Source organism: Sphingobium sp. RS1, assembly GCF_056156825.1.
Genome location: NZ_JBLZXE010000002.1, coordinates 126,072 through 148,155 on the forward strand (window position 1 = coordinate 126,072; position 22,084 = coordinate 148,155).

At 63.0% G+C, this 22,084-nt stretch carries 20 protein-coding genes; 7 read left to right on the plus strand and 13 right to left on the minus strand.

Translation table 11 applies throughout. The features are described from left to right. Positions 1-157: 157 nt before the first annotated feature. The 4 genes from eno to ACNHGR_RS02290 all read left to right on the plus strand — a co-directional run bounded on the left by eno (position 158) and on the right by ACNHGR_RS02290 (position 4,513). Positions 158-1,432: a phosphopyruvate hydratase gene (gene eno / locus ACNHGR_RS02275; RefSeq protein ID WP_184271381.1), complete on the plus strand. Its 1,275-nt coding sequence runs from the start codon at positions 158-160 to the stop codon at positions 1,430-1,432. Between the two features lie 79 nt (positions 1,433-1,511). Then, complete coding sequence (locus ACNHGR_RS02280; RefSeq protein ID WP_184271383.1) at positions 1,512-1,823, plus strand: septum formation initiator family protein; 312 nt, start codon at positions 1,512-1,514, stop codon at positions 1,821-1,823. Positions 1,824-2,066: 243 nt separating this feature from the next. Further along, the gene (gene pdhA, locus ACNHGR_RS02285) at positions 2,067-3,146 is read left to right on the plus strand and encodes a pyruvate dehydrogenase (acetyl-transferring) E1 component subunit alpha (RefSeq protein ID WP_184271386.1); all 1,080 of its coding nucleotides are present in this window, start codon (positions 2,067-2,069) and stop codon (positions 3,144-3,146) included. Next, positions 3,146-4,513 (plus strand): pyruvate dehydrogenase complex E1 component subunit beta, encoded by a 1,368-nt coding sequence (locus tag ACNHGR_RS02290; RefSeq protein WP_184271389.1) that lies wholly within the window; start codon positions 3,146-3,148, stop codon positions 4,511-4,513. Before pdhA ends, ACNHGR_RS02290 begins: the two co-directional genes overlap by 1 nt. Before the next feature lie 80 nt (positions 4,514-4,593). Here ACNHGR_RS02290 and ACNHGR_RS02295 read toward each other — a convergent pair whose 3' ends face one another. Genes ACNHGR_RS02295 through ACNHGR_RS02305 form a run of 3 tightly spaced genes read right to left on the minus strand, consistent with a single transcriptional unit; the run spans position 4,594 to position 7,837 of the window. Further along, positions 4,594-5,247 carry a TadE family protein gene (locus tag ACNHGR_RS02295; RefSeq protein WP_475283958.1) on the minus strand — a complete coding sequence of 218 codons (654 nt, stop codon included), beginning with the start codon at positions 5,245-5,247 and terminating at the stop codon, positions 4,594-4,596. Continuing rightward, positions 5,247-5,843 carry a TadE/TadG family type IV pilus assembly protein gene (locus tag ACNHGR_RS02300; RefSeq protein WP_475283959.1) on the minus strand — a complete coding sequence of 199 codons (597 nt, stop codon included), beginning with the start codon at positions 5,841-5,843 and terminating at the stop codon, positions 5,247-5,249. The genes ACNHGR_RS02295 and ACNHGR_RS02300 overlap by 1 nt, the downstream gene beginning before the upstream one ends. Further along, positions 5,840-7,837 (minus strand): Tad domain-containing protein, encoded by a 1,998-nt coding sequence (locus ACNHGR_RS02305; RefSeq protein ID WP_475283960.1) that lies wholly within the window; start codon positions 7,835-7,837, stop codon positions 5,840-5,842. Before ACNHGR_RS02305 ends, ACNHGR_RS02300 begins: the two co-directional genes overlap by 4 nt. Positions 7,838-7,987: 150 nt before the next feature. On the opposite strand from ACNHGR_RS02305, the gene ACNHGR_RS02310 reads away from it, so the two are divergent. Next, positions 7,988-8,650 (plus strand): hypothetical protein, encoded by a 663-nt coding sequence (locus tag ACNHGR_RS02310; RefSeq protein WP_184271398.1) that lies wholly within the window; start codon positions 7,988-7,990, stop codon positions 8,648-8,650. A 45-nt stretch (positions 8,651-8,695) separates the two neighbouring features. Beyond that, positions 8,696-9,160 carry an EF-hand domain-containing protein gene (locus ACNHGR_RS02315; RefSeq protein WP_475283961.1) on the plus strand — a complete coding sequence of 155 codons (465 nt, stop codon included), beginning with the start codon at positions 8,696-8,698 and terminating at the stop codon, positions 9,158-9,160. A 79-nt stretch (positions 9,161-9,239) separates the two neighbouring features. Here ACNHGR_RS02315 and trmFO read toward each other — a convergent pair whose 3' ends face one another. The 3 genes from trmFO to ACNHGR_RS02330 all read right to left on the minus strand — a co-directional run bounded on the left by trmFO (position 9,240) and on the right by ACNHGR_RS02330 (position 13,247). Continuing rightward, positions 9,240-10,583: a methylenetetrahydrofolate--tRNA-(uracil(54)-C(5))-methyltransferase (FADH(2)-oxidizing) TrmFO gene (gene trmFO, locus ACNHGR_RS02320; RefSeq protein WP_475283962.1), complete on the minus strand. Its 1,344-nt coding sequence runs from the start codon at positions 10,581-10,583 to the stop codon at positions 9,240-9,242. A gap of 182 nt (positions 10,584-10,765) precedes the next feature. Further along, a complete protein-coding gene (locus tag ACNHGR_RS02325; protein WP_475283963.1) occupies positions 10,766-11,716 on the minus strand; it encodes a GGDEF domain-containing protein in 951 nt (316 codons plus the stop codon). A 229-nt stretch (positions 11,717-11,945) separates the two neighbouring features. Further along, complete coding sequence (locus ACNHGR_RS02330; RefSeq protein WP_475283964.1) at positions 11,946-13,247, minus strand: dicarboxylate/amino acid:cation symporter; 1,302 nt, start codon at positions 13,245-13,247, stop codon at positions 11,946-11,948. 186 nt (positions 13,248-13,433) lie between these two features. Here ACNHGR_RS02330 and ACNHGR_RS02335 point away from each other — a divergent pair, with 186 nt between their 5' ends. Beyond that, entirely contained in the window at positions 13,434-14,801 is a 1,368-nt protein-coding gene (locus tag ACNHGR_RS02335) for a M20/M25/M40 family metallo-hydrolase (RefSeq protein ID WP_475283965.1), read from the plus strand. 114 nt (positions 14,802-14,915) lie between these two features. On the opposite strand, the gene leuA is transcribed toward ACNHGR_RS02335, so the two are convergent. The 7 genes from leuA to ACNHGR_RS02370 form a co-directional block, all read right to left on the minus strand. Then, positions 14,916-16,589 carry a 2-isopropylmalate synthase gene (gene leuA, locus ACNHGR_RS02340; RefSeq protein WP_475283966.1) on the minus strand — a complete coding sequence of 558 codons (1,674 nt, stop codon included), beginning with the start codon at positions 16,587-16,589 and terminating at the stop codon, positions 14,916-14,918. Between the two features lie 231 nt (positions 16,590-16,820). Continuing rightward, the gene (locus ACNHGR_RS02345) at positions 16,821-17,447 is read right to left on the minus strand and encodes a YceI family protein (RefSeq protein ID WP_475283967.1); all 627 of its coding nucleotides are present in this window, start codon (positions 17,445-17,447) and stop codon (positions 16,821-16,823) included. Positions 17,448-17,453: 6 nt separating this feature from the next. After that, positions 17,454-18,071 (minus strand): YceI family protein, encoded by a 618-nt coding sequence (locus ACNHGR_RS02350; RefSeq protein ID WP_184271418.1) that lies wholly within the window; start codon positions 18,069-18,071, stop codon positions 17,454-17,456. 239 nt (positions 18,072-18,310) lie between these two features. Beyond that, on the minus strand, positions 18,311-19,330 hold the full coding sequence (gene ilvC / locus ACNHGR_RS02355) for a ketol-acid reductoisomerase (protein WP_184271421.1): 1,020 nt from the start codon (positions 19,328-19,330) through the stop codon (positions 18,311-18,313). Positions 19,331-19,423: 93 nt separating this feature from the next. Continuing rightward, positions 19,424-19,939, minus strand: a complete 516-nt coding sequence (ilvN, locus tag ACNHGR_RS02360) for an acetolactate synthase small subunit (protein WP_475283968.1) — start codon at positions 19,937-19,939, stop codon at positions 19,424-19,426. Then, positions 19,939-20,313, minus strand: coding sequence for a hypothetical protein (locus ACNHGR_RS02365; RefSeq protein ID WP_475283969.1), 375 nt, complete (start codon positions 20,311-20,313; stop codon positions 19,939-19,941). Before ACNHGR_RS02365 ends, ilvN begins: the two co-directional genes overlap by 1 nt. Positions 20,314-20,323: 10 nt before the next feature. Beyond that, complete coding sequence (locus ACNHGR_RS02370; protein WP_475283970.1) at positions 20,324-22,075, minus strand: acetolactate synthase 3 large subunit; 1,752 nt, start codon at positions 22,073-22,075, stop codon at positions 20,324-20,326. Positions 22,076-22,084: the final 9 nt, after the last annotated feature.

The following is a 22,084-nucleotide window of genomic DNA, read 5'->3' on the forward strand; positions in this document are numbered from 1 at the left end:
GCGACGGCCTACAGTTCCGTTGCCGTTACATTTTCGAGCATCGGCATTTTTTGCATCTGCGCAACCCCTGCATTGCCAATAAGGGAGGTGCTGGCTAAGCGGAGCGCGCATCCAGGGCTGACAGCCCGTCGCTACGACCGCAAGAGCAGGAGCGTTCATGACCGCCATTCTCGATATTCACGCCCGCCAGATTCTCGACAGCCGTGGCAATCCCACCGTCGAAGTCGATGTCATGCTGGAAGATGGCAGCTTCGGCCGCGCCGCCGTACCCTCCGGCGCGTCCACCGGCGCCTATGAAGCGGTCGAAAAGCGCGACGGGGACGCCGCCAAATATCTGGGCAAGGGCGTCCTTCAGGCGGTCGCCGCCGTCAATGACGAGATTGCCGGCGAACTGATCGGCCTGGACGCCGAGGATCAGGGCGAAGTCGACGCCGCGATGATCGCGCTCGACGGCACCGAAAACAAGTCGCGCCTGGGCGCCAACGCCATCCTGGGCGTGTCGCTCGCCACCGCCAAGGCCGCTGCCGATGCCCGCGGCCTGCCGCTCTATCGCTATGTCGGCGGCGTGCAGTCCCATGTCCTGCCGGTGCCGATGATGAACATCATCAACGGCGGCGAACATGCCGACAACCCGATCGATTTCCAGGAATTCATGATTATGCCGGTCGGTGCGGAAAGCATCGCCGACGCGGTCCGCATCGGGTCCGAAATCTTCCACACGCTCAAAAAGGGCCTGCACGACAAGGGTCTGGCAACCTCGGTCGGTGACGAGGGCGGCTTCGCGCCCAACATCGCATCGACCCGCGACGCGCTCGACTTCATCATGCTGTCGGTCGAAAAGGCCGGCTACAAGCCGGGCGACGACGTCGTGTTGGCGCTGGACTGCGCCGCGACGGAGTTCTTCAAGAATGGCCGTTACGAGATTTCGGGCGAGGGCCTGTCGCTGACGCCGGTCGAAATGGCCGACTATCTGGCGGCCCTGACCAATGATTATCCGATCAAGTCGATCGAAGACGGCATGAGCGAGGATGATTTCGAAGGCTGGAAGGCGTTGACCGACAAGATCGGTCACAAGGTCCAGCTGGTCGGCGACGATCTGTTCGTCACCAACCCCGCGCGCCTCGCCATGGGCATCGGCAAGGGCCTCGCCAACTCGCTGTTGGTCAAGGTGAACCAGATTGGTACGCTGACCGAGACGCTGGCCGCCGTCGATCTGGCGCATCGTTCGCGCTACAGCGCGGTGATGTCGCACCGCTCCGGCGAAACCGAGGACGCGACCATCGCCGACCTCGCCGTTGCGACCAATTGCGGTCAGATCAAGACCGGTTCGCTGGCCCGTTCGGACCGGTTGGCCAAATATAACCAGCTCATCCGCATCGAGGAAGAACTGGGCGATATCGCGGTCTACGCCGGGCGCTCGATCTTCCGTTAAAAAGGTAAAGAGACTCGGCCGGCCGCAAGCGATGCATTTTTCGCTTGCGGCCGGCCTTTTCCTGTGATTCTTCTGGTCCATGGCGCATATCGCGAAACTTCGTCTTCTCCTGTGGTCGGCTATCGGCCCTGCGATTGCGCTGCTCCTCTTGCTGTTCTTCGCCGGCTATGTCGTGCTGGGCGCCAACGGGGTGCTGGCATGGGGCGACTATTCGCGCCAGTTGCACGTCGCGCAGGCGGAACTGAAGCAGACCCAGCATGCACAGGCCGAATTGCGCAATCGCGTCGACCTGCTCAATCCACGCCGGGTCGATCCCGATCTGAGCGATGAACTCATCCGTCGCCAGCTGGGTGTGATTCACCATGACGAAGTGGTCGTGCCTTTAAACTGATATTGGCGCTGACGGTACGGAAGCGTAAGGTCCGTGAAAGGATTTTGCGTGGAAATCCCTGTCCTCGCAACTTTGCTGCGAACGCGTTTTGCCACTCTGTGACCAGAGCGTTCAAACCCATCAATTTTCGGTAATAGCTATTGGTTCTCGCCGGATTCCGGGGGGTCCGCAGTTGCAAACTATGCAACTCTGCCGCTATATCGGGCTTCCTTCCATCCTACCCCACGCAAAAGGATAATAGCCTTGGCGAAACCAACCACGCCGCGCGCCGCGAGCGCAAAGGCAAAGGCGGCTGCACCCGCCGCTGCCGGTGCGGACCATAACCGGCCGCGCCCGGAAACGCCGACCGACTACAAGGCCAGCAAGGAAGAGCTGCTGGAATTCTATCGACAGATGGTCCTGATCCGCCGTTTCGAGGAAAAGGCCGGCCAGTTGTACGGCCTGGGCTTCATCGGCGGCTTCTGCCACCTCTATATCGGTCAGGAAGCGGTTGCCGTCGGCATCCAGTCGGCTCTGAAGCCCGGCAAAGACAGCGTTATCACCGGCTATCGCGACCATGGGCACATGCTGGCCTATGGCATCGACCCCAAGGTCATCATGGCCGAACTGACCGGTCGCGAAGCGGGTATCTCGCGCGGCAAGGGCGGTTCGATGCACATGTTCAGCGTCGAACATAAATTCTACGGCGGCCACGGCATCGTCGGTGCGCAGGTATCGCTGGGCGCTGGCCTGGGCTTCGCGCATAAATATAATAATGACGGCGGCGTCTGCGTCGCCTATTTCGGCGACGGCGCGGCCAACCAGGGCCAGGTCTATGAATCGTTCAACATGGCCGAGCTGTGGAAGCTGCCGATCATCTTCGTGATCGAAAACAACCAGTATGCCATGGGCACCAGCGTCAACCGCGCCTCGTCGGAAGATCAGCTCTATCGTCGTGGCGAAAGCTTCCGCATCCCCGGCATCCAGGTCGACGGCATGGACGTGCTCGCCGTGCGCGGCGCGACCGAGGAAGCGCTGAAGTGGGTGCAGGAGGGCAATGGTCCGATCCTGCTGGAAATGAAGACCTACCGCTATCGCGGTCACTCCATGTCCGACCCCGCCAAGTACCGCTCGCGCGAAGAAGTGCAGGCGATGCGCGACAAGTCCGACCCGATCGAGGGCGTGAAGAAGTATCTGATCGAAGCCGGCGTCAGCGAAGACGAGATCAAGGTGATCGATCAGGATATCCGCAAGGTCGTGGCCGAAGCCGCCGATTTTGCCGAAACCTCGCCCGAACCGGAACTGGCTGAACTCTATACCGACGTGTTGGTGGAGCAATATTAATGGGTATCGAAATCAAGATGCCGGCGCTCTCGCCGACGATGGAAGAGGGCACGCTGGCCAAGTGGCTGGTGAAGGAAGGCGACGATGTGAAATCCGGCGATATCCTCGCCGAGATCGAAACCGACAAGGCGACGATGGAATTCGAAGCCGTCGATGAAGGCAAGATCGGCCAGATACTGATCGCCGAAGGTAGTGAAGGCGTGAAGGTCGGCACCGTCATTGCTACGATGGCGGGCGAGGACGGCGAGGCTGCTCCGGCACCTGCGCCCAAGGCGGAAGCGCCCAAGGTCGAGGAAGCGCCCAAGAAGGCCGAAAGCGGCACGTCCAAGCTGGCGTCGGAAGCCAAGGCGACCGTGCAGGACCCGGACCTTCCGGCCGGCACCGAATTCGTCAAGACGACCGTGCGCGAAGCGCTGCGCGACGCCATGGCCGAAGAAATGCGCAAGGATGAACGCGTCTTCGTGATGGGCGAGGAAGTCGCCGAATATCAGGGCGCCTACAAGGTCACGCAGGGCCTGCTGGACGAGTTCGGCGACAAGCGCGTCATCGACACGCCGATCACCGAATATGGCTTTGCCGGCATCGGCGCGGGCGCGGCCATGGGCGGCCTGCGTCCGGTCATCGAGTTCATGACGTTCAACTTCGCCATGCAGGCGATCGACCACATCATCAACTCGGCGGCCAAGACCAATTACATGTCCGGCGGCCAGATGCGTTGCCCGATCGTGTTCCGTGGTCCCAACGGCGCGGCCAGCCGCGTCGGCGCGCAGCACAGCCAGAATTATGGTCCCTGGTATGCCGCCGTCCCCGGCCTGATCGTCATCGCGCCCTATGACGCGGCCGACGCCAAGGGCCTGCTGAAGGCCGCGATCCGCTCGACCGATCCGGTCGTGTTCCTGGAGAATGAACTTCTCTACGGTCGCAGCTTCGACGTGCCCAAGGTAGACGATTATGTCCTGCCGATCGGCAAGGCACGCATCATGCGTCCCGGCAAGGACGTAACGCTGGTCAGCTACTCGATCGGCGTGGGCCTGGCGCTCGATGCCGCCGAAACGCTGGCGGCCGAGGGTATCGACGCCGAAGTGATCGACCTGCGCACGCTGCGCCCGCTCGACACCGCGACGGTGCTGGAAAGCCTGAAGAAGACCAACCGCCTCGTCGTGGTGGAAGAAGGCTGGCCGACTTGCTCGATCGCGTCGGAAATCGCTGCGGTCGTGATGGAACAGGGCTTCGACGATCTCGACGCCCCGGTCCTGCGCGTGACGAACGAAGACGTGCCGCTGCCTTATGCCGCCAACCTCGAAAAGCTGGCGCTGATCGACGCGGCCCGCGTCGTCGCTGCGGCGAAGAAGGTCTGCTACAAGTAAGACCGGCAACCGACGGTAAAAGAAAAGGGCGGCTCGAAAGGGCCGCCCTTTTTCATGTGCATTTGTCTATCGGCGCCGTGTCAGGAGCAGGCGGCGGTCGCCGACGTGGCCAGGCCGCTGGCGTTCTTCATCGTCTGATCCGTCCGTTCGCGCACGTTGAAGGCGCTGGTGTAACGGATTACCTTCGATCCGAAGATGGCGTCAGTGATGAGCGGCTGATAATTATAGGCGACTTCCACGAACATGACGGCGGTGCTGCTGGCCGCGCTCACCTTGTTGCCGGTCGGACCCATGCCGCTGGCCATGCTTGCGCTGGTCTTGCCATCATCGGCAACGCCATAGCTGGACGTGAAACTGCCATTGCCCCAACAGCGCTGCCAGCGGATAAACTGGCCGGTATTGGGGCTGGACAGGCCGTTGGGTTCCAGATCGGACAGGAAGATGCGGCCGTTCGCCTTCAGCTTGAGGGAATCGGTGGCAAGATCGGCGCCGGTCATGATCTCGTTGATATCGGCTTCGTCGATCGACGTGCGAACGCGGGCAGCATTGTCGGCCACGAGCATCGCCACCTGGCTGATGCGCATATGCGCGAGCGCCAGGTTCGCGCATTCCAGCCCCGCCATGCACAGGATGACGAGGACCGGCAGCGAAAAGGCGAATTCGATCAGCGCAAGCCCGCGATCGTCGCGGCGCAGGCGGCGGAGCAGGGCGGCGAGGCGCGTGCGTGGCGTCATCAGCTGCACCGGATCGTCGGGGTGCCCTGATTGGCCCAGGGCTGGTTGCGGACCATGGTGGAGGCGGTGGCCGACTGGGTAGCGCTCCAGCCCAGCAGCTTGGCCATCGGGAACAGGCGCGGCATGGATATCGTCACTTCATAATAGACGATGTCGTCCGCGCCGCCCAGGCCGGCCGCACCGCTGTTGGTGTCATAGCTGCCATTGCCATTGGCATCTTCATAACAGTCGCCGCTATTATAGGTGCCCAGCGGCGCGGTGTCGGTCGTGATCTTCTCCGGCTTTCCGACGCGCGAGAAGTTGTAATAGCTTTTCTTCGTGGTCGACGTGGTGCCGTTCTTCGAATTGATCGCTGCCATCTGCGCCTCGATATAGGTATCGATATCGGTGCTGTTGAGCGTGCCGACGGAGGCCGCGCGCGCCGCCTTTTCCAGCACGCCGCGCGTGACCGAGCGCAGATAGGATTGATAGCCCAGGTCGCCGATCGCCATGATGGTCAGGATCAGCGGCCCGGCCACCAGGCCGAATTCCAGCAGCGTCGCGCCGCGCGCATGATCGCGCAGCCGGGTGAGGAAGCGTGCGATCCGTCCGATCATTGCGACAGCCTCAGGCCACCGATATTCTTGGCGATATCCTTGAACTTCTGGCGCAGGGTCGACGGCTTGTAGGCCATGAACCAGTGGTTGTCGCTGTTGGCGCAGCCGCGCAGTTCGGCATCGAGCATGGTGGAGTCGGCCGTGCCCGACGGCGGCTGATCCTTGAAGCCGACCACCCAGATGGTGATGCCCTTGCCCTTGACCGCATTGCACAGCATTTCCAGTCGGCGCTTATGGATGGATGTCAGGTCGGTGTTGCCCGTGCTGGTCGCCGCGACGCGCCCGTCCAGCTTCTGATAGCCATAGGCGCCATAGACCGCGTCATAGGCACTCATGTCGCCGTCCGTCATGAAGATGATGTGGCGCGAAATGTTGAAGCCGTTCGGCGCGGCGCCATTTTCCGATGCAAAAAGGCCGGTGGGCGACAGGAAGCGCGCGCCCCAGATCATGCCGATGTCATGATAGGTGCCGCCGACGGCGATCAGGCTGTCGACATAGTTGTCGAAGCTGCCGGACATGCCGGTGGGCGTGGCCGAGCGGCTGGAATAGCTGGCCAGCTTGCGCGCCTTGCTGGGGCAGGCATTCCAGCCGCCAGTGCCGGCACGATAGTCGTTGTTGCGATTGTCGTTCAGCCAGCGACCGCTGCGATCGAACTCCACATCGGGCCAGTGCGGGCGCCATTTGGTTGCCGTGTCGGTGGGCGCGGTGTCGATTTGCAGGTCATAGGCGCCGTTTGGAACCGACGTCGTCGATGTCGACGTCGTGATCGTATTGTCGGTATCGCGCTCCTCGATGCAGCCCGACCAGGTGTTTGTCGCCGAAACGGTGGTGCCATTGGTGTCTGTCGTCGCGCCGGCCACATAGGTCGGGTTCGCGGTCGCATTGCCGGTGATGTAGCCCGACACGTCGAGCGGATATTGCCCATATTGCCAGCTATATTGCGGCGTCTGGGTCGTGGTCGTGGTGCGTTGTTCGGTGTAACTGTTATAGGTCACCGACGTCCAGTCGCGGCGATAACGGCTGCTGGAATAATAGCAGCTACCGTTGGTATAGTTTATGCCAGTGGTGACGCGCGTTTCCGTGCCGGGCGTAGTGATCGTGCCATCGCTGGCCGTCGAAGACGTGCCGGTGGAACTGCTGCTCGACTGGCTGACGGTGTCAGAACGATTGCTGGGACAGGAATAGCGATCGGTATCGGTGCCGCTGCCGTTGGTGGTTGAGCCCGACACATATGTCCAGCTGCCATAGCTGGTGGAACTGCTGTAGCTGCTGATGTAGCGACGGCGGGTCTGATAGTTCCAGGTTTCCCCGGCGGTGCCGCCGATCAGTGCGCTGGTGGGCAGGGAATAGCCGACATTGACCGTCGAACTATAGGGGACAAATCCGTAGCGGATGCGGCCGGTCGTGTCCGACCCCGCGCCCAGCGTGTCGTAGAAATCCTTCACCGCCAGTTTGAGCGCGGCGAGGCGCGTCATGGTGGTGCCGTCGGTGTCGGTCATGTTGCTGGACATGGAGCCGGTGGTGTCGAGCACCAGCATGACGTCGGTATTGCCGATGTCGAAACGGCTTTCGCAGGTCACGCTGAGCGGCAGGGTAGTATAGCCGAAAATCTTCATGACCGTGGTGGGCATGGTTGATTCCGCCGTCACCTGCACTGTCGTGGTCTCGCCGGCCTTGCTCTGGATCGTCGGCGTGAACGTCGCCGTCTGGAAGGTGTTTTGCGGGAAGTTGAAGTCGAAGAATTTCTTCGCTTCGGCAATGTCGCTGGTGGACATGGACGATCCGGTCATGGCGCGGCGGCCGGCCAGCGCGGCGGCGTCACAGGCCTGTTGCATCCGCGCGCGGGCCATATAGGCGCGGCTCATGTCCAGCCCGCCGCCGATCAGTGCGGCCAGCGGGATGATCGCCGCAGCGACCATCGCCATGGTGTTGCCTGCCTGGTTTTTCGCCAGACGGGCCAGAAAGCCCAGTTGCTGATCCTTAGCCTTGCCCATATGCCCGCAATCACCCATGTCGCGCCCGGAAGCCCCCCACATCTGGGCCGGGCAGCCTGCCTATGCAGTCCCACTCGTTAGAATGTGTATGAGGAAGATGGTTAAAGGACCGATAACTCGCGCAACGCCCGCACGCGCAGGAGTCGTGCGATGAGGCTGGAGGATGATGCGCTGCCGCCGCTGGCGGTGCTGCTGGCGGCCCATGCGGCAAGCGGGCAGGCGGAACGGCATCGGGCGCTGTGGGCCTTCGACGCGCGGCTGGCGAAGGTGGCGCGGACGACCAGCGAGCCGATGATCGGCCAGATGCGGCTGGCCTGGTGGAATGACGTCATTGACGATGCTGTCGGGATAAAAGGGCAGGGTGAACCCGTGGTCGACGCCATGCGGGCGACCGGCGCGATGCAGGCGTCCGGACTGTCGGCGGTGATCGATGGCTGGGAAGTGCTGGTGGTCGAGCCGGAGATCGACCTGCTGGGGCTGCGCGACTATGCGGTCGGACGCGGTGGTGGCCTGTTTCGGGCGCTGGCCGATGCTTCGGAGGCGCCGGGCTGGCTGATAGCGGCGGGGCAGGTCTGGGCGCTCTGGGATCTGGCGGGCCATGTCGGGGACGAGGCGCTAGCGACGGCGGCGCTGGAACTGGCCCAGACTTTGCTGCCGCAGGTGGACGGTGCGGATTGGACGCGGGACTGGAAGCCGCTGCGCATCGCCTTCACGCTGGCGCGGCAGGATGTGGCGGAGGGGCGGGGTGCACCGACCGGGATATCGCGGGCGCTGGCGTGGCGGCTGCTGCGAATCGCGCTTGTGGGGCGCTAGACTGTCGGGATAGGCTGGCCCTGCGACAAATGGAAGGAGGGCGGCATGGGGCGATTACTGGCGGGCGGCATGGCGGCTCTGCTGCTGGTCGCGGGTGGGCTGTTCTGGTGGCAGGGACGGGCCGACAATGCGCCGGTACCGCAACTGGCCGCCGCGCCGCCGCCGCCGCCTGAAGTGGAAAGCCTGCCGGAAGGTGATCCCGATGCGGTAGGTGAGGCGCCGCCCATGCCCGGCGAGGCCAGCCCGCAGAGCCGCGAGCAGAAGCGTTTCGCCCGTTATGACCGGAACCGTGACGGGGTCATCACCCGCGTCGAGATGATGGGCAGCCGAACCAAGGCGTTCAAGGCGCTCGACAAGGATGGCGACAATTTGCTGTCCTTCGAGGAATGGGCGGCGGCGACGGCCGACCGCTTCGGCGCGGCGGATGCAGACAAGGACGGCAAGCTGACCCCGGCGGAGTTCGCCGCAACCGCGCCCAAGCGGGCGGTGAAGGCGAAGTGTAAATGTTAGGCCCTCCGTTCAGTTCGAGCTTGTCGAGAACCGTCGCGCAGGGTTCTCGACAAGCTCGAACTGAACGGGGCTTTTATCCTTAGGCGATCTCCATCGCGCCCATCCATACGCCCAGCGATGCGCGGGCGCGGGCGGTATAGGCTTCCTTGCGGCTCTTCTTCTTCACGTCTTCCAGCGTCGGGAAAAGGCCGAAATTGACGTTCATCGGCTGATAGTCGGCGGTCGCGACATTGCCCGTTACATGGCCAAGCAGCGCGCCCAGCGCCGTGTCTGCGGGTGGCGGGGTCAGGTCGCGGCCCAGCAACTCGGCCGCCGCGAAGCGCCCGGCGATGAGGCCAATGGCGGCGCTTTCGACATAGCCTTCGCAGCCCGTCATTTGCCCGGCAAAGCGGATATGCGGCGCGCTTTTCAGCCGCAGCGTGGCATCGAGCAGCTTGGGGCTCTGGATGAAGGTGTTGCGATGCAGGCCACCCAGCCGGGCAAATTCCGCCTTTTCAAGGCCGGGAATGGTGCGGAACAGCTCGACCTGCGCACCATGTTTCAGCTTGGTCTGGAAACCGACCATGTTCCAGAGCGTGCCGCTGGCATTGTCCTGCCGCAGCTGTACCACGGCATAGGGCCAGCGGCCGGTGCGCGGATTATCAAGGCCCATCGGCTTCATCGGCCCATGGCGCAGCGTTTCCGGTCCGCGCGACGCCATGACCTCGATCGGCATGCAGCCTTCGAAATAGGGGGTGCTGGACTCCCATTCCTTGAACTCGGTCTTTTCGCCGTCGAGCAAGCCCTGGACGAAGGCCTGATACTGGTCCTTGTCCATCGGGCAGTTGATATAATCCTTGCCCTCGCCACCGCCGGGGCCAATCTTGTCCCAGCGATTGGCCATCCAGCACTGGTCCATGTCGATGCTGTCATGATGGATGACAGGCGCGATCGCGTCGAAGAAGGCGAGATGCTCCATGCCCGCCGCCTGGCCGATGCTTTGCGCAAGGCGCGGCGCGGTCAGCGGGCCGGTTGCGACGATCGTCAAGCCCTCGGTCGGCAGCGTGTCGATCCGCTCGCGCACGATCTCCACATTGGGATGATCTGCCAGCGCGCGGGTGACGGTGTCGGAAAAGACATGGCGATCGACGGCGAGCGCGGAGCCGGCCGGCACCTTGGCCGGTTCGGCGCTGGCCATGATGAGCGAGTCCAGCCGTCGCATTTCCTGATGCAGCAGGCCCACGGCGCTCTTGTCCGCATCGTCGGAGCGGAAGCTGTTCGAGCAGACCAGTTCGGCGAGGCCATCGGTCTGGTGGGCGGGCGTCATATCCCCGGTTCCGCGCATTTCGGACAGGCGGACGCGGATGCCGGCCTGCGCCAGTTGCCAGGCCGCCTCCGTCCCCGCCATGCCGCCGCCGATGATATGAACCTGATGATTAGACACGTGCTTCGCCTTAACTTCGCAATTGTCCCGAGGGACCGGGAATTTCCGGTCGCCAGTGGGGTATATTGTTGCGGGATGCAATGCGTATAGCGGAGCAGGGCCGGGTAGGACAGGGGCGTTGCGGGGCTTTGGCGGCGGACGGGCGGAGCATGGAATGGATTATCGCGACGTCGTCTGATCCTCTATCCCAATATCCGGTTGCCGCCCTGTTCGGCCGCAGCCAGCGCGCCGGATCGTGCCATTTCCAATATGGCTTCCGGCTCTTCGCCCCTGCTCGTCACGATTCCCGCCGATGCCGTGACGGTGCCGATCCATTCGCCGGTCCCTCTCAGTCGCAGGCGACGCGCCGCAAAGGCGGTCAGTGCTTCGTCTGCCTGTATGCGGGCGGCCATAGCCGAGACATCGGTGACGACGATCAGAAATTCATTCCCGTTCCAGCGGATCAAATCCTCCTTGGGGAATAGCTGTCGCAAGGTCGCGGCGAAGGCATTGAGCACATTATCGCCGACATCCCGTCCAAATCTGGCGTTTATGCTGACCAGATCGTCAATGATGAACATGATCAGGACATAGCTGTGCCCCTCTTTCAAAAGGGGTTCGAGGACGCGCCACGCACCAGTCTGGTTTAGCGCCTTGGTCAGTTCGTCCTGACCGAGATCGGCGCGGGGCTGGCTGGGCAGGTTGACGGCATTGCGCAACGCCACGAATTCATCGCGCAGTTCGGCGAGTTCACGCTCTGCCGCAGACAGGCGTGTGACGAGATTATCCGTATTGATGAGGGAGCGGTCAGGCTGGTTCACGATCTCGCCAACATCGCGACCAAGCGCTTCGGTAAGATCATGCGCATCGGACGTCAATGTGCCGAGTTCCTGGGCCTGGCGTGCGACGGTGCGTTCCCGATGGTCGATCGCAAAGCTCGCATCTTCCATGCCATGACGCTGCACGAGCATCATCATCGCATTCACCGTCAATCGCAGCCCGTCGGATGTCAGATCATCAATGTCGCGCGCCAGTTTGGATGTGGGGTCCATCACATAGCGAAGCGCAACATCGTAATTTTTGACGGATGGATCGAGCCGATGATGTTCCAGAAAATCCAGAGCGCTTCGCGCTTCTTGATAATAAGACGTCATAATGCCCTTTGCCGACCCCCTCTTCTCGTCAAACATGCACATAACGCATTAGAAAGTAACGGCGTTCCGGGTCAACGTCGTTAGGCATGAATGCGGATCGGGCGACGGTTGGAACCCTATGATTTCATCGTTGCCCGAAAGGGACAGCCTTAACATGTCCACGTTTCAAGAGCTTTTGGACACTGCGGGGATTTTCGGCGCGGGCATGTTACGGGAGAGCGAGCCGCGCCTAAGCCGCGGCCAAGTCCGCCTCGCCATAATAGACGGTCTCGTCCAAAATCCCCTCGCGCTTCGCGACGATGACGCCGACCAGCACCTGCCCCGCGACGTTCACCGCCGTGCGGCCCATATCGAGGATCGGGTCGATGGCGAGTAGCAGGCCAGCGCCTTCGAGCGGCAGGCCCAGCGTCGACAGGGTCAGCGTCAGCATGACGATCGCGCCGGTAAGGCCCGCAGTGGCAGCGGAGCCGATCACCGAGACGAAAACGATCAGCACATAGTCGATGAAATGGAGCGGGATGCCGTAGAAACCTGCGACGAAGATCGCCGCCAGCGCGGGATAGATGGAGGCGCAGCCGTCCATCTTGGTGGTCGACGCCAGCGGAATGGCGAAGGCGGCATAGCCCTTGTCGACGCCGAGGCGCTCGGTCACGGCTTCGGTGACGGGCAGGGTGCCGACCGAGGAGCGCGAGACGAAGCCCAGTTGGATCGCCGGCCAGGCCTTGGCAAAGAAGGCGCCGGGCTTCAGGCCATTGGCGATCAGCAAGGTCGGGTAGACGACCAGCAGGACCAGACCGAGGCCGAGATAGATGGCGGCGGTGAAGGTGCCGAGTTGCGCCAGCGCGCTCCAGCCATAGGTGGCGATGGCCGATCCGATCAGCGCGGCCGATCCGATCGGCGTCAGGCGGATAACCCAGCCGAGCAGCGCGCGGACCACGGCCAGCAGCGAACGGACGAAGGCGAGGAAGGGTTCGGCCTTGTCCCCGACCTTGAGCGTGGCGAGGCCGATGGCGATAGAGATGACCAGCAATTGCAGGATGTTGAAGCTGATGCTGGTGGTTGCCGAACCATCGGTGATCTTGGTGCCGGCCGACAGTGCCAGGCTGTTGCCGGGGATCAGCCCTTTGAGGAAGTCGAGCCAGCCGCCGACGCTGTCGGTCTTGCCGACGGCCAGCATGGTGCCATGCAGGCCTGCGCCCGGCTGCACGATGACGCCGATGGCAATGCCGATGGCGACCGCGATCAGGGCGGTGATGGCGAACCACAGCAGGGTCTGGCCGGCGAGGCGCGCGGCATTGTCGAGCGCGCGCAGGTTGGCGATCGACGCGACGATGGCGGCGAAGACCAGAGGCGGCACGATTGCCTTGAGCAACGAGACGAAGATCGAGCCGACCGTCTTGAGCGTGGTGGCCAGCCAGTTGAGATCACCATCCGGCCCCGCGCCGATCTGTCGCGCGACAAGGCCCAGCAGCAGCCCCACGGCCATGCCGGCCAAAACCTGAAATCCGAAACTGCGATAATGGAGGGCCATGACTTTTTCCTCTGGGCGACCGGCGGCCTATATGGGCGCTGGCAGGCCGATTGCGCGCAAGCAATTCTTGACTGCTGTAAAACAGGGATGAGGTGGCCCTCTTTCCATGCAGCCGGTCAAACGCATTGGCCCGGCCGATCCGCTATGCCACAGATGCAGCATCGGTCCATCAGGGAGTGCAAATATATGGATATGCGGGGCGTATTTCTGGGAACGGCGCTGCTGGCTCTGCCGCAAGGGGCGCAGGCCGCCGCCGATGCGGGCGCGGCCAAGGATATCCTGATGCGTTCCGTCGCGATCAAGACCGTGCAGGGGGAAGGGCAGGTGCCCAAGCTGGCGGCCTATTATGCGTCTGTGCTGAAAAGCGCGGGGTTTGCCGATAGCGATATCGTCATCACGCCGATGGGGGAAACGGCGACCTTTGCCGCGACGATAAAGGGCAGCGATCCCAAGCTGAAGCCGCTGGGTCTGATCGGCCATATGGATGTGGTCGCGGCGGATCGGGCGGACTGGACCCGCGATCCCTTCGTCCCGGTGGAGGAGAATGGCTATATTTTCGGGCGCGGGTCGGAAGATAATAAATATGATGTCGCAATGATGGTCGCGACCATGGCGCAGTTGAAGAAGGAAGGCTGGAAGCCGCGCCGCACCGTCATCCTGATCCTGTCGGGGGACGAGGAAACCGACATGGTGACGACCAAGGCGCTGTCCCAGCAATATAAGGGGCTGGAACTGCTGCTGAACGGCGACGGCGGCGGCGGGCTGCTGAATGACGAGGGCAAGCCGGTCCTGTACCAGTTGCAGGCGGGCGAGAAGAGCTATGCCGATTTCGAATTCGCCTTCACCGACGCGGGTGGCCATTCGAGCGCGCCGACGCCGGGCAATCCCATCTATCGCATGGCCAAAGCGATCGACGCGATCGCGGCCTACAAATTCCCTCCGATGCGCAACGAACTGACCAAGGCGTCGCTGGCGCTGTCATCCGAACGGATCGGTGGGGAGGTGGGGCAGGCGATGAAGCGCTATGCCCAGAGCGGCGACCCGGCGGCGGCGGAATTGCTGTCCACCCGGCCTGAGTTCATAGGGCAGGTGCGCACCACCTGCGTCGCGACCATGGCGCAGGCGGGCCATGCATTGAACGCCCTGCCACAGAGCGCGAAGGTCAGCGTCAATTGCCGCATCTTCCCTGGTGTGACCATCGAGGATGTGAAGGCGCAACTGGTCAAAGTCGTCAATGATCCCAGCGCGACGGTGAAGACGCTGGGCGATCCGCTGGCGAGCGATGCGTCACCGCTGCGGGGCGACGTGATGCGGGCGGTGCGCGGGGCTGTGCTGGCGCGGTCGCCGGGGATCGCGGTAATGCCGGGCATGTCGGCAGGCGCCACCGACAGCCTCTATTTCCGGGCCCTGGGCGTCCCGAGTTATGGCGTGTCCAGCCTTTTCATGAAGGCCGAGGATGGCTTTGCCCATGGCTTGAACGAGCGGGTGCCGGTGGCGGGCATCCCGGAATCGCTGGAGCAATGGGACCGGGTGGTGCGCGCTTTGGCGCGGTAGGGCGCGGGTCTACCCTCATCCGTTCGGTTCGAGCAGCTTCGAGCGAAGTCGAGAAGCGTCCGTCGAGAACAGTTCTCGACAAGCTCGAACCGAACGGGGAGTGGAAGGCGGAGCTTAACCCCGCACCGCAATCCCGTTGGCGGCGGACAGGACGGCCTTGACCGATGCGGTCGCGACGTCGCTGTCGGTGCCGATGCCGAAGACGGTGCGACCGTCGGCGGTGCGACATTCGACATAGGCGGCGGCGTTCACGTCGCTGCCAGCGCCGATCGCATGTTCGCTATAGTCGGCGATTTCCAGCGATACGCCCAGTTCGTCGCGCAGCGCCGCCAGTACCGACGACAGCAGGCCGTTGCCGCGCCCGGAAATGCTGCGTTCGCCGCCTTCATGCGCGATCTTGCCGGTGAAGATGCGGTCGCCCGCCGCGCCGCTTTCATGATAGTCGATCAGCGCATAGGGCTGATCGCCGGTCAGGCAATAATGCGCCTCGAACGCTTCGCCGATATCGGCGGCGTTGAGTTCGCGGCTGGACTGGTCGGCCAGATTCTGCACCACCTTCGAGAAGTCGGCCTGCATCTTCTTGGGCAGCTTGTACCCCTTGTCCTGTTGCAGCACCCAGGCGACGCCGCCCTTGCCCGACTGCGAATTGACGCGGATCACCGCTTCATAGTCGCGGCCCAGATCCTTGGGGTCGATCGGCAGATAGGGGACGTTCCAGAACAGGTCGTTGCGCGCTTCCTGTGCGGCAAAGCCCTTCTTGATCGCGTCCTGATGGCTGCCGGAGAAGGCGGTGAACACTAACTCGCCAGCATAGGGATGGCGCGGATGGACCGGCAACTGGTTGCAATATTCGACCGTCTGGATGACCTCGTCGATATCGCTGAAGTCCAGCTCCGGATCGATGCCCTGCGTGTACATGTTGAGCGCGACCGTCACCAGGTCGCAATTGCCGGTGCGTTCACCATTGCCGAACAGGCAGCCTTCGACACGGTCGGCGCCGGCCATGATGCCCAGTTCCGCCGCAGCCACGCCGGTGCCGCGATCATTATGCGTGTGCAGCGAGATCACGACGCTGTCGCGGCGTGAGATGTTGCGGCAGATCCATTCGATCTGGTCGGCATAGATATTGGGCGTCGCGCATTCGACCGTCGCGGGCAGGTTCAGGATCAGCGGCCGTTCCGGCGTCGGCTGGAGAATGTCCATCACCGCCTCGCAGCATTCCAGGCTGAAATCCAGCTCGGCGGTGGAGAAGGTTTCGGGCGAATATTCGAAATGCCAGTCGGTGTCGGGCTGGGCCGCCGCATTGTCGCGCAGCAGCTTGGCGGCGTGGATCGCGATGTCGCGGATTTGCGGCCGTTCCATCTGGAACACGATGTTGCGCCATGCCGGCGAGATCGCGTTATAGACATGGACGATCGCTTGGCGTGCGCCGCGCAGGCTTTCGAACGTCGTGGCGATCAGGTCTTCGCGCGCCTGCGTCAGCACCTGCGGCATGACGTCGTCGGGGATCGCGCCGGTCTTTACCAAACCGGAAATGAAATCGAACTCCGTCGCGCCGGCGGCCGGGAAGCCGACCTCGATCTCCTTCACGCCGACCTTGAGCAGCAGGTCGAAGAAGCGGCGCTTCTTTTCCGCGTTCATCGGGTCGATCAGCGACTGGTTGCCGTCGCGCATGTCGGTGGACAGCCAACGGGGCGCCTTGGTGATGACCTGCGAGGGCCATTGGCGGTTGGGCAGGTCCACCTGGGGGAAGGCGCGGTATTTCTGCGAAGGATCGGTCAGCATCATGGGATCAAACTACTTCCTGGCTCGGAGCGCATGATAGCGCTTCCGGGGTACGACTTGACTGTGATGAATGCCCTTAGGCGGATCGACGCTGCCCTTAGCCGGAAGGCAGCACAAAAGCCACGCCTAAGGGCGTGTAAGTCGTAGCAGGGTAAGAAGCGAGACGCTCTGCATGATGCCGCCCCTTAACCCTTTTCGGGGGTAGGGGTAAAGATGTTTCTTTCGCGGAGCGTTTCAGCCGCGACGGAATATTGCGTCGATGGCCAGATCCACGTGGTCGGATACGAAAGGCCGGCCAAAGCCCATGCCATAATGGCTGCGCTCGACCGTCATCGTGCCGGCAAAGTGCAGGACGGATAACCCCGGCGCCTCATCCGCCGTAACGCCGACCAGCCGGACGGAGAGGGTGACGGGGCGGGTCTGCCCGTGCATGGTGAGTTCACCGGCAACCGGCGTGGGTGCGTCGCCGTTCACCAGCGGCGCAGCCTGCGCGGCGAAGCGGACAGTCGGGAATTTGGCCATGTCGAAGAAGCTGTCGCCTTTCAGCATGGCATCGGTCGAGGCGTCACCGGTGGTCAGCTTCTCGACCGGGAAGCTGATGTCGACGGTGGCGCGGTCGGGGCGGGTGGGGTCGATGACGACGCTGCCTTCGGGCGCCAGAAAGTTGCCCTCATAGCTGCCGACCAGCGCCTTCACATGGAAATGCACTTTGGTCGCTTCGCTATCGACCGCATAATGGCCCGGCGCATACAGCATCGCCCGCGCGGGTGGCGCGGGCGATGGAAGAATAGGCGGCGCGGCGGTTGCCGGCAGGAACGCCATCATGCTGCAAAGCAGGGCGATCCGGGCCGGCGCGCGCACTTCCGCTTACTTCTGAAACGCGGCGATGATCTTGAGTTCGACCGCATCGCCCACGACGGGGACCGCCATGCCCATGCCGAAATCGCTGCGCTTGATCGTGCCGGTGGCGACGAAACCGACATTTTCCTTCTTGTTCATGGGGTTTGCGCCGGCACCATAAAATTCGGTGTCCAGCGTGACGGGCTTGGTGATGCCCTTGATTGTCAGGTTACCGGTGATGGTCGCACCAGTCGCGCCTTCGGGCTTCACGCCGGTCGACACGAAAGTCGCGGTCGGGAACTTCGCGGTGTCGAAAAAGTCCGCCTTGGCCAGATGTTCGTTCAGCGCGGGGATGCCGGTGGTCAGGTTGGCGATCGGCACTTCAATGCTGACCTTCGAAGCAGCCGGGTTCGCCTTGTCCAGTGTCAGCGAGCCGGTCGGCTGCGCGATGACGCCCATATTGTTGGTGAAGCCCATATGGTCATAGGCGAAGACGATCTGGGTGTGGCTGGGTTCGACCTGATAGGTGCCGCCGGTCACCTTGGCGACGTCCTTCGTGCCGGGCGCGCCTGCGCCTTGAGCGATGACGACGGTGCCGCCGGCAATTGCAACGAGGGCGGCGGCGGGGATCAGAAATTTGCGCATGACTATGGGACTCCAAAAACGCTCAAGGGGCGCTGCCAGAATAGGCAACGCCCCTTGATTGTTCCAGAGCCGTAACCGGAAACGGTTCGTTCCGGTTTGCTTTCATTTCTCCCCTCCCTGGAAGGGAGGGGGCGGGGGTGGGTGCGTCGCTATAGCGGCGCTTCAACGGTGAAGTCGCAAGCTCGCTTCGCTCGCACCCACCCCAACCCCTCCCTTGAAAGGGAGGGGCTAAGTCCGACTTAGTTCTTTTCCTTGTCCACCAGTGCGTTGGCACCGATCCAGGGCATCATGGCGCGCAGCTTGGCGCCGGTTTCCTCGATCGGGTGACGCTGGGCGGCGATGCGGCTGGCCTTCAGCTCCGGCTGGCCGGCGCGGTTGTCGAGCACGAAGTCCTTGACGAAGCGGCCCGACTGGATGTCGGCCAGAACGCGCTTCATTTCCTTCTTCGTCTCTTCGGTGATGATGCGCGGGCCGGTCTTGATGTCGCCATATTCGGCGGTGTTCGAGATCGAATAGCGCATATTGGCGATGCCGCCTTCATACATCAGGTCGACGATCAGCTTCAGTTCGTGGAGGCATTCGAAATAGGCCATTTCCGGCGCATAGCCAGCTTCGACCAGCGTTTCGAAACCGGCCTGCACCAGCGCGGTCGCGCCGCCGCACAGCACGGCCTGCTCACCGAACAGGTCGGTTTCGCATTCCTCGCGGAAGTTGGTTTCGATGATGCCGCTGCGACCGCCGCCGACGCCCGAAGCATAGGACAGGGCGATGTCATGGGCGTTGCCGGTCGCGTCCTGATGGACGGCGATCAGGCAGGGGACGCCGCCGCCACGCTGATATTCGCTGCGCACGGTGTGGCCGGGGCCCTTGGGCGCGATCATGATGACGTCGACGTCGGCGCGCGGTTCGATCAGGCCGAAATGGACGTTCAGGCCATGGGCGAAGGCGAGTGCCGCGCCGGCGCGCAGGTTGGCATGCACGTCGGCGGCATAGATGGCGGCCTGATGCTCGTCGGGTGCCAGGATCATGAACACGTCGGCCCATGCGGCGGCTTCGGCGTTCGGCAGAACCTTGAAGCCTGCGCCTTCGGCCTTCTTGGCGGAGGGCGAACCGGCGCGCAGCGCGATGCACACTTCGGCGACGCCGCTGTCGCGCAGGTTCTGCGCATGGGCGTGGCCCTGCGAGCCGTAACCCAGAATCGCGACCTTCTTGCCCTTGATCAGGCCGATGTCCGCGTCGTGATCGTAATAAACCTTCATTGGATTAACCCCTTCTCGTCCTCCCATGCGGGAGGCGTTAGACAATGACATGGAAACAGAAGCGCCCCGTGCAGGGGACGCGGGCGGAAAAATTCAGTTGGCCTGCGTCCCCCGGATCAGGCCGACGACGCCGGTGCGACCGACTTCGACCAGGCCGATCTGGCGCATCAGGCCGACGAAATTGTCGATCTTGTCGGTGGTGCCGGTGATTTCGAAGATGAAGCTTTCGATCGTCGTATCGACCACCTTGGCGCGGAACACATCGGCAAGGCGCAGTGCCTCGATCCGGTCCTCGCCCGTGCCCGCGACCTTCACCAGCGCCAGTTCGCGCTCTACGAAGGGGCCGGCTTCGGTCAGGTCGGTCACCTTGTGCACCGGCACCAGCCGGTCGAGCTGGGCGATGATCTGGTCGATCACCTTGGGCGGGCCGTTGGTGACGATGGTGATGCGGCTGATCGCATGGTCGTCGGTAATGTCGGCCACGGTCAGGCTGTCGATATTATAGCCGCGCGCGGTGAACAGGCCCGCAATGCGCGCCAATATGCCGGCCTCGTTCGAAACGGTCAGCGACAGGACGTGCCGCTGGCTGAGTTCTTCCTGGATATGCATCAGATGATGGTCCCGTTATCCGTATCTTCGTGCCCGTCATGGCCGTCTTCATCGGCCTTGTCGTGGCGCTGCGAAATCATGGCGGCAAAGGCAAAATGCCAGCCGCCGTCCTGGCGATGGGCGAGGCGGACGGGGAAGCCCGCCACGGCATCGAACATGCGGGTTAGCTGTTCGCCGACATAGCGAGGGCTGACCAGCAGGGTGCCGATATGCCGCTCGTTAAAGTCGAACCCCTCGTCCAGATGCACTTCCCATTCTTCATTGTCCGGGTCGGCATGATCGATGGTCCAGCCGGTCAGGTCGGCCGTGCCCGCGATCCTTTCGAAATCCCAGGGCTCCGTCACATGAATGCGGAGTTTCAGATGCTGGGTCACAGCTTCACCTTCAGACCAGAGCCTTTGCCTCGTCGGACATCACGCCTTCCACCTGGCTGGGGTCAAGCAGCATTTCGGTGTGCGCCGCGCCCGACGGGATCATCGGGAAGCAGTTGGACAGCTTGGCGACGCGGCAGTCCACGATCACCGGGCCGTCGGTTTCGAGCATCTGGCGGATGCCCGCTTCCAGTTCCTGCGGCCCTTCGATGCGGATGCCGGTCCAGCCATAGGCTTCGCCCAGCTTCACGAAATCAGGCAGGCTGTCCGAATAGCTGTTGGAATAGCGGCTTTCATAGGTCAGTTCCTGCCACTGCCGGACCATGCCCATATATTCATTGTTGAGGATGAACAGCTTGACCGGCAGGCGATATTGCGTCGCGGTGCCCAGTTCCTGGATGTTCATCTGCACCGAGGCGTCACCGGCAATGCAGATGGCGATGCTGTTGGGATTGCCCATCTGCGCGCCGATCGCAGCCGGGAAGCCATAGCCCATCGTGCCGAGGCCGCCGGAGGTCAGCCATTTGTTCGGTGCGTCGAAACCGAAATGCTGCGCCGCCCACATCTGGTGCTGGCCGACTTCGGTGGTGATGATGACATCCTTGCCGGTTGCCTTCGTCGCCGCATAGAGGTCGGCAATCGCGCGCTGGGGCATGATATCCGTGCCGTTTTCGGCATAGTCCAGGCTCTTGCGCGCGCGCCAGCCGGCGATCCGCGCCCACCATTCGGTCAGGTCTGCCTTCTGGTGACCGCGCTGCTTCCACAGGGCGATGATATCGTCCAGCGCGCTGCCGACATCGGCGACGATGGCGACATCGACATCCACGATCTTGTTGATCGAGCTGCGGTCGATATCGATGTGGATCTTGCGGCTGTTGGGCGCGAAGGCGTCCAGCCGGCCGGTGACGCGATCGTCGAAGCGTGCGCCGACGCACAGGATCAGGTCCGCCTGATTCATTGCCCAATTGGCTTCATAGGTGCCGTGCATGCCCAGCATCCCCATCCACTGATCGGACGAGGCGGGGAAGGCGCCCAGACCCATCAGCGTGGAGGTGACGGGCGCGCCGGTCAGCGCCGCCAGTTCGCGCAGCAGCGCGGTCGCCTGCGGGCCGCTGTTGATGACGCCGCCGCCGGTGTAGAGGATCGGGCGTTCCGCCGCGGCCAGCATCTCGACCGCTGCGTCGATGCCTGCCGCATCCGCCTTGGTCTGCGGATGATAGCTGGCATGGACCTTCAGTTCCGGCTTCGTATAGGGCGCGGTCGCGATCTGGACGTTCTTGGGAATGTCGACGACGACCGGGCCGGGGCGGCCGGTGGTGGCGATGTGGAAGGCTTCATGCACGACCTCGGCCAGCTTGGCCGGCGTCTTCACCAGATAATTATGCTTGGTGCAGTGGCGCGTGATGCCGATCGTGTCCGCTTCCTGGAACGCGTCGGTGCCGATCAGTTGCGTGGGCACCTGACCCGTGATGACGACCATCGGGATCGAATCCATCAGCGCGTCGGTGATGCCGGTGACGGCATTGGTCGCGCCGGGACCGGACGTGACGAGGACGACGCCGGGCTTGCCGGTGGAGCGGGCATAGCCCTCCGCCATGTGGGTCGCGCCCTGTTCGTGGCGGACTAGCACATGCTTGATCGTGGGATGATTATAGAGCGCATCATAAATGGGTAGCACCGCGCCACCCGGATAACCGAACACGACTTCGACGCCCAGATCGACCAGGCATTGAACCAATATGTCCGCGCCGCTCTTTTCGGCCACGATGATACT

Bases quoted from the DNA above. Each gene is read 5' to 3' on its own strand.
- eno (WP_184271381.1), top strand. From the start codon at position 158: ATGACCGCCATTCTCGATATTCACGCCCGCCAGATTCTCGACAGCCGT.
- ACNHGR_RS02280 (WP_184271383.1), top strand. From the start codon at position 1,512: ATGGCGCATATCGCGAAACTTCGTCTTCTCCTGTGGTCGGCTATCGGC.
- ACNHGR_RS02290 (WP_184271389.1), top strand. From the start codon at position 3,146: ATGGGTATCGAAATCAAGATGCCGGCGCTCTCGCCGACGATGGAAGAG.
- ACNHGR_RS02295 (WP_475283958.1), bottom strand. From the start codon at position 5,247: ATGACGCCACGCACGCGCCTCGCCGCCCTGCTCCGCCGCCTGCGCCGC.
- ACNHGR_RS02300 (WP_475283959.1), bottom strand. From the start codon at position 5,843: ATGATCGGACGGATCGCACGCTTCCTCACCCGGCTGCGCGATCATGCG.
- ACNHGR_RS02305 (WP_475283960.1), bottom strand. From the start codon at position 7,837: ATGGGCAAGGCTAAGGATCAGCAACTGGGCTTTCTGGCCCGTCTGGCG.
- ACNHGR_RS02310 (WP_184271398.1), top strand. From the start codon at position 7,988: ATGAGGCTGGAGGATGATGCGCTGCCGCCGCTGGCGGTGCTGCTGGCG.
- ACNHGR_RS02315 (WP_475283961.1), top strand. From the start codon at position 8,696: ATGGGGCGATTACTGGCGGGCGGCATGGCGGCTCTGCTGCTGGTCGCG.
- ACNHGR_RS02325 (WP_475283963.1), bottom strand. From the start codon at position 11,716: ATGACGTCTTATTATCAAGAAGCGCGAAGCGCTCTGGATTTTCTGGAA.
- ACNHGR_RS02330 (WP_475283964.1), bottom strand. From the start codon at position 13,247: ATGGCCCTCCATTATCGCAGTTTCGGATTTCAGGTTTTGGCCGGCATG.
- ACNHGR_RS02335 (WP_475283965.1), top strand. From the start codon at position 13,434: ATGGATATGCGGGGCGTATTTCTGGGAACGGCGCTGCTGGCTCTGCCG.
- leuA (WP_475283966.1), bottom strand. From the start codon at position 16,589: ATGATGCTGACCGATCCTTCGCAGAAATACCGCGCCTTCCCCCAGGTG.
- ACNHGR_RS02350 (WP_184271418.1), bottom strand. From the start codon at position 18,071: ATGCGCAAATTTCTGATCCCCGCCGCCGCCCTCGTTGCAATTGCCGGC.
- ilvC (WP_184271421.1), bottom strand. From the start codon at position 19,330: ATGAAGGTTTATTACGATCACGACGCGGACATCGGCCTGATCAAGGGC.
- ilvN (WP_475283968.1), bottom strand. From the start codon at position 19,939: ATGCATATCCAGGAAGAACTCAGCCAGCGGCACGTCCTGTCGCTGACC.